Origin of the sequence: Paenibacillus sp. J5C2022 (genome assembly GCF_025567625.1) — a bacterium.
Classification (GTDB): domain Bacteria; phylum Bacillota; class Bacilli; order Paenibacillales; family Paenibacillaceae; genus Pristimantibacillus.
Map to the genome: position 1 here is coordinate 51,524 of NZ_JAOQJC010000022.1, position 12,836 is coordinate 64,359.

The window sequence follows — 12,836 nt, forward strand, 5'->3', positions numbered from 1 at the left end:
TTCGAAGCTCCTTTCATGTCCGCTGCCGCGCTTCACGGTTCTCATCTTTCTCGTGCCAGCTTCGCCGGACAAGCTTTAAAGCGCTTTCATTTTAGGCTGACGGTCTTACATATATATGAATTGCCCGCAACGAACATGCTGAGCAATACGTGCCGGTCGGCGGTCTATTCCCCGGTATCCCGACATAAGGTAGCACTGATGGAAGAGCGATTGCTGCCGGAGTTGGAAGAACGTCAATTCGCGGTTGGAGGTGATGATTGCCGTGCTGAAAATAGTCGTATTGCTGAAGCAGACCTTCGATACGGAGGAGAAAATTAAAATCATCGATGGCGCGGTGGATGAACGTGACGCCAAATATGTGATTAATCCTTATGATGAGTACGCCTTGGAAGAAGCCATTCGGCTGAAGGAGAAGCATGGCGGAGAGGTGATCGTCGCAGGCTGTGGCCCTGACAGGGCAAAGGAAGCGCTGCGAACCGCGCTGGCGATAGGCGCCGATGAAGCGATACTGCTGGACGATGAATCGTTGACGGACGACAGCAGCCAGCTCGCCGCCGCACTTGCCGCCGTCATAGCCCCACTGTCGCCGGAGCTTGTACTGGCCGGCTTGTTCGCTGTCGATACGGGCTCCGGCAGCGTGGCGCTGCAGGTCGCCCAGCATCTCGACTTGCCCCATGCATCGGCAGCGTTGAAGCTGACGATCGACTCCGGCGAGCAACTGGGCGCGGCACATGTGCCTGGTGCGGCACGCTACGCGCTTGTCGATCGGGATGTCGAGGGGGATATGGAGACGGTATGCATACCGCTTCCCGCGCTCATTACCGCCCAGCAAGGGCTGAACGAGCCACGGTACCCTTCCCTGCCGGGCATTATGAAGGCCAAGCGCAAGCCGCTGAGGGTAGTCACGCTTGCCGACCTGACGATATCGGCCGATGGGGCAGAGGCCCGCACGGCCAGGACGGAGCTGACTCCGCCTCCTCAACGGGCTGCCGGCAAGCGGCTGGGCGGCACCGCGGAGGAACAGACGCGCGAGCTTGTCCTCCTGCTGCAGACGGAAGCCAAGCTGCTGTAGCGGGATCAGGGAAGAATGGCAAGCGTCTGCCGGAGAAATACGAAGGAAAAGGAGCTGCTGCATGATGACCAGAACGATTCTACTGTTCGCAGAGCGCAGGAACGGCGCACTGCGCCGCGTCGCGCTGGAAGCGCTAGGCGCGGCAAGGCGCCTTGCAGGCGATGACGGCCATGTCCACGCCGTCATCGCCTGCGCCGGTGGTGCGGCGGAGGACGCCGCCGCACTCATCGCGCGGGGCGCGGACGTCGTGCACGTCGCCGACGATCCCGCGCTGCGCGACTTTGCGCCCGAGGCGTACATCGCCGTCCTGGGCGCAGCCATGGCTGCGGTGGGGCCGGACGCGCTGCTGCTCGGCCATACCGCTGCGGGGCGCGAGCTCGCGCCCCGAGTGGCCGCTGCCCATGGCGCCGGCCACATTGCCGACGTCACCGCCATCGAGATCGGCGATGGCGGCGACGTCGGCTTCATCCGCCCGCTCTACGCCGGCAAGGCGTTCGAACGGCGTCAGTTCCTCACGGGCGTACCGTGGATCGCCACGGTACGCCCGAACAATCTGCCCGCGGCGGAACCGCTGGACGCCGCGGACAGGGGCGGCATCGTGAAGGAGCTTCCCTTCACAGTGCCGCCCCTCTACACCGCCGTCCGCGGCATTGTCATCCGCGCCGGCGGACAGCTTGACCTGTCCGAGGCCGACATCGTCGTCTCGGGCGGCAGAGGCGTGCGCAGCGCGGCGGGCTTCGAGCCGCTGCGCCAGCTCGCCGCTGCGCTCGGCGGTGCGGTCGGCGCCTCGCGCGCGGCTTGCGACGCAGGCTACTGCGACTATGCCCTTCAGATCGGGCAGACGGGCAAAGTCGTCACGCCGCAGCTCTACATTGCCTGCGGCATAAGCGGCGCCATCCAGCATCTGGCTGGCATGAGCCAATCCCGGACGATTATTGCGATCAACAAAGACCCCGACGCGCCCATCTTCGGCGTTGCCGACTATGGCATCGTCGGGGACTTGTTCGAGGTGCTTCCCTTGCTCACGGAGGAAGTGCTTAGGAGTCGCCAGTCTGGCTGATTGCTTTGCTTTTCATTTACATTCACTAACTGGACTCACCGCCATTAAATTTCCACATTCTACCTATTTACGCATGATAAATGGATTTCGTGTAACTAATTTGAACTTAAAGTGCCATATCGCACCGTTTCTCTTAATACAAATGTATATTTTCCAGTTAGCGTCTCGAGTGATCAATATTTTAACGAGTTAAACTGTACAAAATCCATTTAGTAAGAACAGGGGTATTTCACAGCTCAACGAGTCCATCTTTCATCGACAGGCATACAACTTATTGGGCTGTGTTCCCATTCCGTCAGGAGAAGAAGCGAATGTGCTTCACTTTCACCTTTAGTCGGTCCATCTTCTTTTTCAACTTCCCCCGCTTATCCGGTTCGAGCTCCAACCCAGTGTCAGCTGCAATTTGCCCGATGATTTCATCCGTTGTCAAACGGTCCGTCACAATATGCTGCCCGAACTTCTCGCGGGATAAGCTGTCGAGACATCGATCAATCTGCGCGGCCGCCCAAGAATGGCTTCCTTCTCCCCTGCTTTTCAGCCGTTTCAGCAAAGTTTCGCGCGTTGCGAGCAATGCATAATGGTGCACCTTAATGCCCTCATTGCGCAACTTCCCAATAATCTCGTCGAAATAGACGACGTTAACGATTGTCATAGGCACAATAATAGGGCCTGCATAGTCATTCGCCATCATTCTGAGCATGGAGTAATTCATCTCTCGCCACTCGGGATGGTCTTGGAAATCATCGAGCAATATTGGCTTCGGGGCATTTTTTCGTATGAAATAGCCTACATTTTCGGGGTCATAGAGAAATGTGCCTGGTGTTCGCCTATGCAACTCATAGGCCGAAGTCGTTTTTCCCGCGCCAAACGCGCCGTTAATCCAAATGATCATGCCAAATCCTCCCTCTAATTGGTTATAGACGAAACTTGCTGCTCATTTGTTTCCGTACGCATCAATTACATATAACGAGTCACGATATTTCGTACAATGTGCCACTGCCCAACACTCCGGCTCACCTTTTTGTACGATTTTTCGTTACTACTTAGCTACTAAGCAAGTAGGAGCTTATCGCTCAAAATGGTCACATAGAAGCGGAAAAATAGAGGAAAGTGTGCGCTATCGCTCATTTTGCTCACATAGCTCCATCAAGCGTGCCTCGTACCGCCGAAAAGTAGGAGCTATCGCTCAAAATGGTCACATAGAAGCGGAAAAGTAGTGGGAATTGTGCGCTATCGCTCATTTTGCTCACATAGCTCCATTAAGCGTGCCTCGTACCGCCGAAAAGTAGGAGCTATCGCTCAAAATGGTCACATAGAAGCGGAAAAGTAGTGGGAATTGTGCGCTATCGCTCATTTTGCTCACATAGCCCCGCCAAGCTTGCCTCGTACCGAATGGACCTAAGTAGTAACGATTTTTCACACAAATACCGCGCATTTACTCAGCTAACCCAGCAACTTGTACGCTTTTTCATACAAACTTCGGCGTCTCGGGCCATATTTGCACCACTTTGTACGATATTTCGTACAATGTGCCACTGCCCAGCACTCCGGCTCACCCTTTTGTACGATTTTTCACACAAATACCGCGCATTTACTCAGCTAACCCAGCAACTTGTACGCTTTTTCATACAAACTTCGGCGTCTCGGGCATTATTTACACCACTTTGTACGATTTTTCATACAATGTGCCACTGCCCAACACTCCGGCTCACCCTTTTGTACGATTTTTCACACAAATACCGCGCATTTACTCAGCTAACCCAGCAACTTGTACGCTTTTTCATACAAACTTCGGCGTCTCGGGCCTTATTTACACCACTTTGTACGATATTTCGTACAATGTGCCACTGCCCAGCACTCCGGCTCACCCTTTTGTACGATTTTTCACACAAATACCGCGCATTTACTCAGCTAACCCAGCAACTTGTACGATTTTTCATACAAACTTCGGCGTCTCGGGCCTTATTTGCACCACTTTGTACGCTTTTTCATACATGTGCCACTGCCCAGCACTCCAGCCCACCTTTTTGTACGCTTCCTCATGTAATTTCCCGGACTAGTAGCTGATGTATAATAACGCAATAACGCATTAACGCCGAGTGATCGCGATCACCCGGCGTCAGCGAATTGCTTGCGTACTGCACGCATTAAGCATAAACACGTTCGATTACTTACAGAGCATTTTATTGGTACTCTAGCGTTCCGCTCCCCCAAGCCCCTCATTCTCATCTGCATCAACCCCGCCCGCCTCAGAGCAAGGAAAGCATATCAACCTCTGATCCTCAAGCACAATTCCGTCCAGAAAGCCGTCCCTGCATACGATTGTAGTCCGACACTTGTAACATTGGCCCACCTGCTCCAGCATATTGTTCCCTCCCGCTAATTGGAAATGAAAAGAGATATATGCTCCATCATAAGAGACAAATAGATCCTTCATCAAGCCCCCAATGAGCGTAAATCCGATTGCTTGCAAACCATCCTGCCAGCACCCTCCGTATCGATGAAGGGAGGCCTCGTCCTTCGCTGTTGCCGATTCGACTTGGCGCTTCCGACGGTGTGCCGACTGCACGGGTTCTCTTTCCCTTGTTGCCGCTTCGTCTCCCGAAGACACCGATTCAGCAAGCCGCTTCCGACGGTGTGCCGACTGCACGGGTTCTCCTTCCCCTGTTGCCGCTTCGTCTCCCGAAGACACCGATTCAGCAAGCCGCTTCCGACGGTGTGCCGACTGCACGGCTTCTCTTTCCCTTGTTGCCGCTTCGTCTCCCGAAGACACCGATTCAGCAAGCCGCTTCCAACGTTGTGCGAGAAGCATGACTCCGCCTTGCAATTCATCAAGCACGGAGTGCCGCTCCTTACAGCGATGACCTGCGGCCTCGCCTTCATCTTCATCCGTGTCGACATCAGCTGCAAGCTCGCCAAGCCTGCCCCAATTGCCGCCCGCCGTCAAGCTGACCCCAAGCTGCAAATTAAATTGGTCTATTGACCACAATATGTCCACATACCCTGAAGGAAGAGCGCGGTGTGCATCCCTAGTCGTACGTCCACTAGTCGTACGCCCCCTAACCTCCGCAGCCCGCCCATGACTGCACCGCCGCATCACCATACACGCCTCTTCCGTAGCAAGCTGCACATAAGCGCTCTCCGCCGCATTGAAGCCGAGCCGCTCCGCCAGCGACTTGGTCATATGCACTGCCGCCATCACATCATGATTGCTGCGGACTTCCAAGCCTTGCACGACTGAAGCGCTGCCCGCCATCATCCCATGCCCTCCATTCCTCCCGCACGCTCCAGGACCTTAAATCATCGATGGCTGCCGATCGATAACGGAACAACTGTATGGCCGCTCCTGCTCCAGCGAGGTTCAAGATAACCTCCAGCGACGATTGGATGCCGGCGGCCACAATTCTGCGCTGGTGACCGACACCCTGACGGCAAGCCTCCATCAGCCAGGTTATCGCAGCGCTGTTCATATACATAACGCCTTGCAGGTCAAGCATCAGCCTCTGCTCCCGGCGATGCATCAGCTTCCATAAGGCATGACGGAAATCATCCATATTATGCAGCGTCACATTGCAGCTCCAGCAGAGGATCGCGATATTTTTTTCACATATGATCAACACATAGCCCCTCCCCTCATGTGCAGACAGAAGGAGTCAGGGACGCTCGCACTCCCGCAAGAAACAATCGATATCGATTAGCATAACAAGCTTCTCCCCATGTCGATAAAGGCTCTTCACAGCACCTCCGCTTCTTCCCCGGCCGTCCGCTGTATGCGGCAAGTCCTCCATGTCCGCCTCCGGCACCTTCAGCACTTCCGTCACTTCATCGATACGAATGCCTACATCCCGCCGGTTCGTCTCGACGACGATAATTCGCGCTCTATCCTGCGCGTGAGCATGATCCGGCAAGCCAAAGTAGCTGCGAAGATCGAAGACGGGCAGTACAGCCTCCCGCAAATGAACGAGACCCAGCATATGCGGAGGGGCATGGACGGCCTGCGTTACCGGCGGTACAGGGATAATTTCCTTCACCCGTTGAATCGGAAGCGCATACTGCCCACCGGCCAGCTTAAACGTAACCAGCTGCTGATGTGCCTTGTCTCCCCCTTCATTGTCGCCCGTCTCCACGTGCTGGGATACATATGACGACCCTTCTTCCTTCACAATCGCTCCCACATCCAGTATCAATGCGACGTTCCCATCGCCGAGTATGGTCGCGCCGGATATGTACGGCACATCGCCGATATAGCCTCCCAACGACTTGATGACAATCTCCTGATTGCCGATCATCTTGTCTACGACGAGACACACCCGCTTGTCCGCGATACCCAGTACGACGACGAACAGCCGCCCGCTCCCGGAATGCTCTTCACTCTCCGTCAGCTGCAGTCTGCGATGCATGCGAATGAGCGGGCAGGTCATGCCACGAATATGGCATACCTCCCGTCCCTGCACCGTCCCAATCTCATGCACATGCAGCCTCACGATCTCGACTACATTGACAAGCGGAATGGCGAAAGTACTGCCGCCAAGCTTCACCAGCAAGGATCGAATGATGGCTAGCGTCAACGGAAGTTTGATCGTAATGGCGGTTCCCTCTCCGGGCGACGTATCGATATCGATGACGCCGTTCAGCTTCTCGAGATGAGAACGAACGATATCCATGCCGACGCCGCGGCCGGACAGATCGGTCACCCGTTCAGCCGTCGATAATCCGGATTGGAATATAAGCTGCACGAGCTCCTTGTCGCTCATGCGGCTCGCTTCCTCTGCGGTAATGAAGCCTTTGCGTATTGATGCCTGCTTCACCTTCTCCGGGTCAATGCCACGTCCATCGTCGGCGATTGTAATGACAATCCCGTTCTCTTGATGCGATGCTTTCAGCACCAGTCTGCCCCGCCTCGTCTTGCCGACGCACTCCCGCTCATCGGGGTTTTCTATGCCGTGGTCCACCGAATTACGCAATATATGGATGATCGGATCGCCGATTTCTTCGATCAGGCTGCGGTCAAGCTCCGTTTCCTTCCCTTCCATGATCAGCTCGACCTCTTTGCCCACCGATTGCGCCGCATCGCGCACCACTCTGGGGAACCGGTTGAACAAATGCTCGATCGGAAGCATTCGCGTCTTCATGACACCGTCTTGCAAGTTGGAGATAACCCGTCCGAACCGGCTGACAATATCGTTCAGCATTCCCGCTTCTTCATGATCCTTGAACTGATGCTGGAAGCGGCTTTGAAATTGCTGCATCCTTGTATGATCGATAATGAGCTCGCCTACAAAATTAAGCAATTGCTCCAGCCGGTCCACATCGACCCGAACCGTCTGGCCCGGCTTCTTCTTCCCGTCCGCCTCGCCGTCCGTCCTGCCGGGGCTCGATATGGCCGGTGCCGCTTCTACAGCAGCCGCACCTAAGATTCCGCCGGCAACCGGCCGCTCGCTATATTGGTCCAGATTATGGTCATTAATCTGCGTAATATGATAGCCTTGGATTTGCGAGACTTGGGCAAGCGCATCCATGATGGAGGACCTGTTCTCCTTCGTGGCGAGCATGAAGACGAGATTGCCGTCGAAGGCTTCTTCATCCTCGATCTGTTCCGCTGCCGGATAAGCGATGATGACCTCGCCAAGCTCCTTGAGCTTGTTATGGACGAGAAGAGCGCGTACGGACTTCATCGCCGTCTCGCTCAAGATGGAGACGGACACCGCCATGACCTGAAAACCGTTCTTGCAAGCCTGCAGCACCAGATTTCGTTCATATTCGTCTAGCGGAATTCCTTCATAACGGCCTTCACTCGGCTGTTCCCGGAAGTTCAATTCCTGTTCGCCTTGACTATCCCGATTCCCCCGAAAGATTTGCTCCAGCTGCTCCGTGAACGGCTTAATGTCCGCCTCGTGAATCGTTCCGTTTAATATCGCATCCTTCAGCACCTTGATATAGTCGATAGAACGGAACAACACATTCATCATGCCTCTATCAATCGTCAACTCGCGGTTGCGTAGGAGCTCGAATACATTTTCTATGCTGTGAGTCAGATCCTTCAGCGGGTGAAAGCCCATCGCAGCGGAGGAGCCCTTCAATGTATGCGCGGCCCGAAATATGACGGATATCGTGTCCATGTCGTGGCAATCCTGCTCTAGCCGGAGCAGTCCACTGTCCAAATGCTGCAGCTGCTCGTCCAGCTCATCCAGAAATATGCTCATATATTCCGACGCGTGAAAATCCATATCGTCACCCCCTTCCTATCTGTTGCTGCAGTCACTGTCCAGCACTGGCCCCAGCTTCAGCAGGCTGATCAGCCTGCCTTCCTCTCTGGCAATGCCGTCAAGCAACCGGCCGCTCGCACTTCCGCTCCTCTCGGGCGGCGCTTGCATATTCCCGATGGCGATGACCTGATATACTCTATCCACCATTAATCCCACCGCTTCTCCGCCGTCGTTCACAATGACGATCCGGCTCGCCGGCGTAGGCTCCGCTTCCGACAATCCCAAGCGCATACGCAGGCTAACGACGGGCACGATCGATCCTCGCAAGTTGATTACGCCGAGCAGATAAGATCTGCTGTTGGGTATTTCCGTCATTTGCTGCACCTTAATAATTTCGTGAATGTCTTGAATGGCGATGGCATACCTCTCGCTTTGAATGCCTACCTCTACATACTTGCCCCCATTGCCTTCCGACACGCCGCTCCCCCCATATCCGTGCTAATTAGCGTAGTTTGAATGTGGCTACAGCGTCGTTCATCTCTTCTGCCAGCTGGGCCAGCGATTGCGATGCGGAAGCGGTTTCTTCCGCCGCAGCGGCGGTCTGCTCGCTGGTCGCGGCGATGGACTCTACAGAAGTCAGCACCTCATCGGTCTGAGCGGACTGCTCCTCGCTGGCTGCAGCAATTTCATTCACTTGCGCTGCGGAATCCGTGGCTTTGTTCATAATTTGTCCCAGCGCCGCCTCGATCTGCTTCGCCAGTCCGGCAGCATGCGCCACGGCTTCCGCGCTGCTGCCAGTATTGGCCTGCATGCCTTTAATAATGCTGGCGATCTCCTTCGTCGCTTCTCCGCTGCGTTCTGCAAGCTTCCGCACTTCGTCGGCTACGACCGAGAAGCCCTTGCCTTGCTCTCCCGCTCTTGCAGCCTCAATAGCCGCATTCAAGGCAAGCAGATTCGTCTGGTCGGCGATATCGTCGATGACCGAAATAATTTGTCCGATTTTGCCTGAATCGTCCTGCAGCAGCTCCATCTGCTTCTCCAGCTTCGTCATCGCCTGCATCGTCGCCTCAATCGTGCGGCCGCCCCCAAGCGCGACATCCTTCGCTTCCATGGATGCTTCGGCCGCCGCTTCGGCACTGTGGGCAACCGTTCTGACGGCGGCGGACAATTCATTGAACAGCTCGTTCACCGTTTGCGCCGAGCTCGACTGGCTGCCTGCGCCGCCCGCAATTTCCTGCGTGCTGGCGGATATTTGCTGAGCCGCGGCGGCTACATTTTGCGATGATGCCAGGATGCGTCCGATCATCTCTCTTAGCGTGGCCAGCATACCGTTCATGGAGTTCGCCAATTGCGCCAGCTCGTCGCGGCTCTTCAACTGGATCGGCTGTATCGTCAGATTGCCCTTCGCCACATGGCTCAGACTTTCCGTTACCAATGTCAACGGCTTCGTAATAGAGCGCGTGAGGAAGAAGGCGACGAACAGACCTGCCGCGATACTGACAACACTCAATATGACAGCCAGCCATGCACCGAACAGATACGCATTATGGGAATCCTCGCCTGACTGTATGGCGCCATTGTGATTCAAGTCATTGAGGACTGTCATCCCCTCGAACATGCCTCCCAGCTTCGTCAAGCTTTCCTCATAGACGGCGAACGCCTTCGCCTGATCGTTCGTGCGGCTAATGCTGATCGTCTCTTCGTTAAGCGGCAGGAATTCCGACCATGACTGTATGATTTTGTTGAAATTTTCACGATCCTCATCCAAGTAAATAGTCTTCTCGTAGTTATCCGCCGTTTCTTTCAGCTGAACGAGCAGCTCTTCACGGTCCTTCTCGGCTCCCGCCTTCACCTCGGCATCGGTAGACAGTATATGTGTCAGCGTCAATGTGAGCACATATTCCTTCAGATAGCTGATTTTATTAATCGTCTCTACACCGGGCATCCAGCTTGTCGTAATCATTTGCGTCTTCTTGTCCATATTGAACATTTGATAGATTCCCGTTGCCCCGATCAACATCATGAGCAACAGCAAGCCGATAAAACCAGCGTATAATTTTTTGCCAACGGTCACTTTCATGCGGACCCTCCTGTTAGTCAATCTGTTTTAGCTCTATTGTGACAAGAGAGAAGCGAAAGAGATATCACCGCCGCTTCCCATCCTTCCTCACAAAAATGAAACGCAATACGGGAAACTGTTCCTATAGACGGAAACGGGCAAGTGAGAAAACTTCTAGACCTAGTGTAGATGAGCGACCTAAAAGTCTGCAAAGCAAACTCGTTTCGTAAGCATGAGGTAGGTTTAAACGCCAAATCGAATATAATTTCCCGCTAAGCCGGAGACATATAAATTGTTGTAAAATAACCCCACAAAGTGAGACTGCTGCAAAAATGCTCATTCGGAATGTCAACAACTTAAGTGGAGCAAAAAACGAGCCTCCAGAATCGATTCTAAGGCTCGTTTTGAGGTAGGAGAGACATTTAATGACCCCCTAAAATAGTCCAATTCTTTAAAAGTACGACTTTTGCAGCAGTCTCCAAAGTGGAGCTCCGCGTCGAAGTTTATTGGGGTACTTTGCAAGGACCACTAAACTTATAATACGCTCTATAGGAAAAAAGCTTATTCCGCTTCCCGGCGGAATAAGCTTGCTGACGTTACGCACGAAGCCGAAGTCGAGGCACATCCACAGCATAGATTTTGGCCATCGCTTGCGTGCGATCGGTCACTTCCAGCTTCTCATAGATTTTGGTCATATGATTTTTCACTGTGTGGGCGCTAATGAACAGGGTCTGGGCGATTTCCTGATTGTTCAACCCTTGCAGAACATGCCCCAGCACTTCCCTCTCCCTTGCAGTAAGAGGATTATCAAGCTCCAGTCTCAAGACAAGGGATGATGCGGCATCCCGACAATCGGACGACTGATGCGGAGAAGATGATACAGCCCCCAGCCTCTCCTCCAAAAACAAGCCACCCATCAGAGCCAGCAAGGTTAGGAAGGCATGCTGTCCCTCGCAAGTCTCCTGTCCATCCAAACAAACCGTCATAACGCCAATCATCCTGTCAAAGGAATCAAGCATCGGAAATTCCAGCCTGCATGCGGCTCCGCCGCGTTCTTGCCCCTTCGATACGATATAGACGGGTCCCTCTTCATGCTTCCTCTGAATGACGATCGACACTGATGCACCTTGTACAGTCAATACGGCATCCGCCAATGTATGCATCACATGCTCTACATCCCGTCGTGCGCTTAGTGCGCCTGCAATCTCCGCCAAGAAGGGCAAGTAGGCTATCTGTCTATGCGGATGTTCCTCCGTATGCTTGCCGCCTATCATCTTGGCGAATGCGCCTGCAAGCACGCCGCCAAGCGCAACACCGTGCGACGACATGATCCGGTCCGAGACAACCCCGCCGAACAATAAGCCGCAGATGCGTTGATGATGCTTGACGGGGTACACAATCAGACCTTTGAGCCAGATGCCGCGCTCTGCGAAGAAATCCGTCCGGGGGTCCCAGGTTATCCGTTCCCAAATTCTCGCTTCGCCCGCAAGTGCCGCTTGTCCAAGAAAACCCTCCCCGAGTGAAAACCGGCAACCGCCAAGCGAGTGATAAGGCGGTCCCCCGGATGTATGAACGATGCAGAATCGTCCGTCGCGATCATCCATACAGGCATAACCCGAGAATTCAAGCTCCAGCATTTCTCGCAAAAGCTCTGTCGCTTCCTCGGCGGAATAAGCATCTTCATGCTCATCTTGCAAAAAACGGTGCACCTCGTCCAGTTGCCGTTCCGTCGCCGCCAGCATTTCGGCTTGTTGCAGCATCGTCGAGCAAATGCCCGCCATATGGTACAACCTCTCGAGGATCTCTTGCTTCTGCTCTTCGGACGTATCCGGTATGTTCATAAGAGCCAATCGGATATACGCACTGTCGCGAACCGTACCGCATGCATGTTCAATCAGCTGCCGGCTTTGCCGCTCAATGATGGGTCCGGCCCAAATATACGATACTTTGCCCCCGCCCGCTTGGACTGGAGCTATAATCACTTTAAAACCATACTCGGTCTGATAAACGATAGGATTGTGTATATAACAGATGTCCTTCAAAATCTGCGCCCGCTGCGAAGACGCGAGAAATCGCTCGGCCAGCAACTGTAAGGAAGTACCTTCCCGGTTCGCCGTTGCCGTCAGATGCTCTCCCGCATGATCCGTCATCGTGATCGGAAGCCTGCAAGCCTTGCCATACACGTCCTGCAGATGCCCCAATTGCTCCAGTAGTTGTCGATTCATTGGAACGATCCCACCTTATGTATGAAAATCTGTGCTGCATATTAGATAGGCAGATACTCAATCCATGCTTATTCTTTATATCGGCATATTATCCCGACTTCGTTAGTTGGTTTTTTCACAACTCTTGATTAGGTATCAGTTTAATTTTATTTCCAAATGGAACGTTCACATTTTCCTTGCCAAGCTGGATGCATCTTTTTCGGGTACGGTAAAA

The 12,836-nt window shown here is 53.9% G+C and carries 9 protein-coding genes; 2 read left to right on the forward strand and 7 right to left on the reverse strand.

All coding sequences use genetic code 11. The features are described from left to right. Window positions 1-265: 265 nt before the first annotated feature. Together M6D81_RS18075 and M6D81_RS18080 are read left to right on the forward strand one after the other, a co-directional pair. Window positions 266-1,072 (forward strand): electron transfer flavoprotein subunit beta/FixA family protein, encoded by an 807-nt coding sequence (locus M6D81_RS18075; protein WP_262678371.1) that lies wholly within the window; start codon window positions 266-268, stop codon window positions 1,070-1,072. A gap of 64 nt (window positions 1,073-1,136) precedes the next feature. Next, window positions 1,137-2,132: an electron transfer flavoprotein subunit alpha/FixB family protein gene (locus M6D81_RS18080; protein WP_262678372.1), complete on the forward strand. Its 996-nt coding sequence runs from the start codon at window positions 1,137-1,139 to the stop codon at window positions 2,130-2,132. Between the two features lie 295 nt (window positions 2,133-2,427). Here M6D81_RS18080 and M6D81_RS18085 read toward each other — a convergent pair whose 3' ends face one another. From M6D81_RS18085 to M6D81_RS18115, 7 genes are all read right to left on the reverse strand, one after another. After that, window positions 2,428-3,024, reverse strand: a complete 597-nt coding sequence (locus M6D81_RS18085) for an AAA family ATPase (RefSeq protein ID WP_262678317.1) — start codon at window positions 3,022-3,024, stop codon at window positions 2,428-2,430. 1,302 nt (window positions 3,025-4,326) lie between these two features. Continuing rightward, window positions 4,327-5,391 carry a hypothetical protein gene (locus tag M6D81_RS18090; protein WP_262678374.1) on the reverse strand — a complete coding sequence of 355 codons (1,065 nt, stop codon included), beginning with the start codon at window positions 5,389-5,391 and terminating at the stop codon, window positions 4,327-4,329. Continuing rightward, complete coding sequence (locus M6D81_RS18095; protein WP_262678318.1) at window positions 5,336-5,749, reverse strand: STAS domain-containing protein; 414 nt, start codon at window positions 5,747-5,749, stop codon at window positions 5,336-5,338. The genes M6D81_RS18090 and M6D81_RS18095 overlap by 56 nt, the downstream gene beginning before the upstream one ends. 36 nt (window positions 5,750-5,785) lie before the next feature. Continuing rightward, the gene (locus M6D81_RS18100) at window positions 5,786-8,359 is read right to left on the reverse strand and encodes a chemotaxis protein CheW (RefSeq protein ID WP_262678319.1); all 2,574 of its coding nucleotides are present in this window, start codon (window positions 8,357-8,359) and stop codon (window positions 5,786-5,788) included. Window positions 8,360-8,374: 15 nt separating this feature from the next. After that, complete coding sequence (locus M6D81_RS18105) at window positions 8,375-8,815, reverse strand: chemotaxis protein CheW (RefSeq protein WP_262678320.1); 441 nt, start codon at window positions 8,813-8,815, stop codon at window positions 8,375-8,377. Window positions 8,816-8,840: 25 nt separating this feature from the next. Further along, window positions 8,841-10,418: a HAMP domain-containing methyl-accepting chemotaxis protein gene (locus M6D81_RS18110; protein WP_262678321.1), complete on the reverse strand. Its 1,578-nt coding sequence runs from the start codon at window positions 10,416-10,418 to the stop codon at window positions 8,841-8,843. A 575-nt stretch (window positions 10,419-10,993) separates the two neighbouring features. Next, window positions 10,994-12,622 carry a response regulator transcription factor gene (locus tag M6D81_RS18115; protein WP_262678322.1) on the reverse strand — a complete coding sequence of 543 codons (1,629 nt, stop codon included), beginning with the start codon at window positions 12,620-12,622 and terminating at the stop codon, window positions 10,994-10,996. Window positions 12,623-12,836 lie beyond the last annotated feature (214 nt).

What these genes read in the sequence shown, in the direction of transcription:
- M6D81_RS18080 (WP_262678372.1), top strand. Translation starts at nt 1,137, where the DNA reads ATGACCAGAACGATTCTACTGTTCGCAGAGCGCAGGAACGGCGCACTG.
- M6D81_RS18085 (WP_262678317.1), bottom strand. Translation starts at nt 3,024, where the DNA reads ATGATCATTTGGATTAACGGCGCGTTTGGCGCGGGAAAAACGACTTCG.
- M6D81_RS18090 (WP_262678374.1), bottom strand. Translation starts at nt 5,391, where the DNA reads ATGATGGCGGGCAGCGCTTCAGTCGTGCAAGGCTTGGAAGTCCGCAGC.
- M6D81_RS18100 (WP_262678319.1), bottom strand. Translation starts at nt 8,359, where the DNA reads ATGGATTTTCACGCGTCGGAATATATGAGCATATTTCTGGATGAGCTG.
- M6D81_RS18110 (WP_262678321.1), bottom strand. Translation starts at nt 10,418, where the DNA reads ATGAAAGTGACCGTTGGCAAAAAATTATACGCTGGTTTTATCGGCTTG.
- M6D81_RS18115 (WP_262678322.1), bottom strand. Translation starts at nt 12,622, where the DNA reads ATGAATCGACAACTACTGGAGCAATTGGGGCATCTGCAGGACGTGTAT.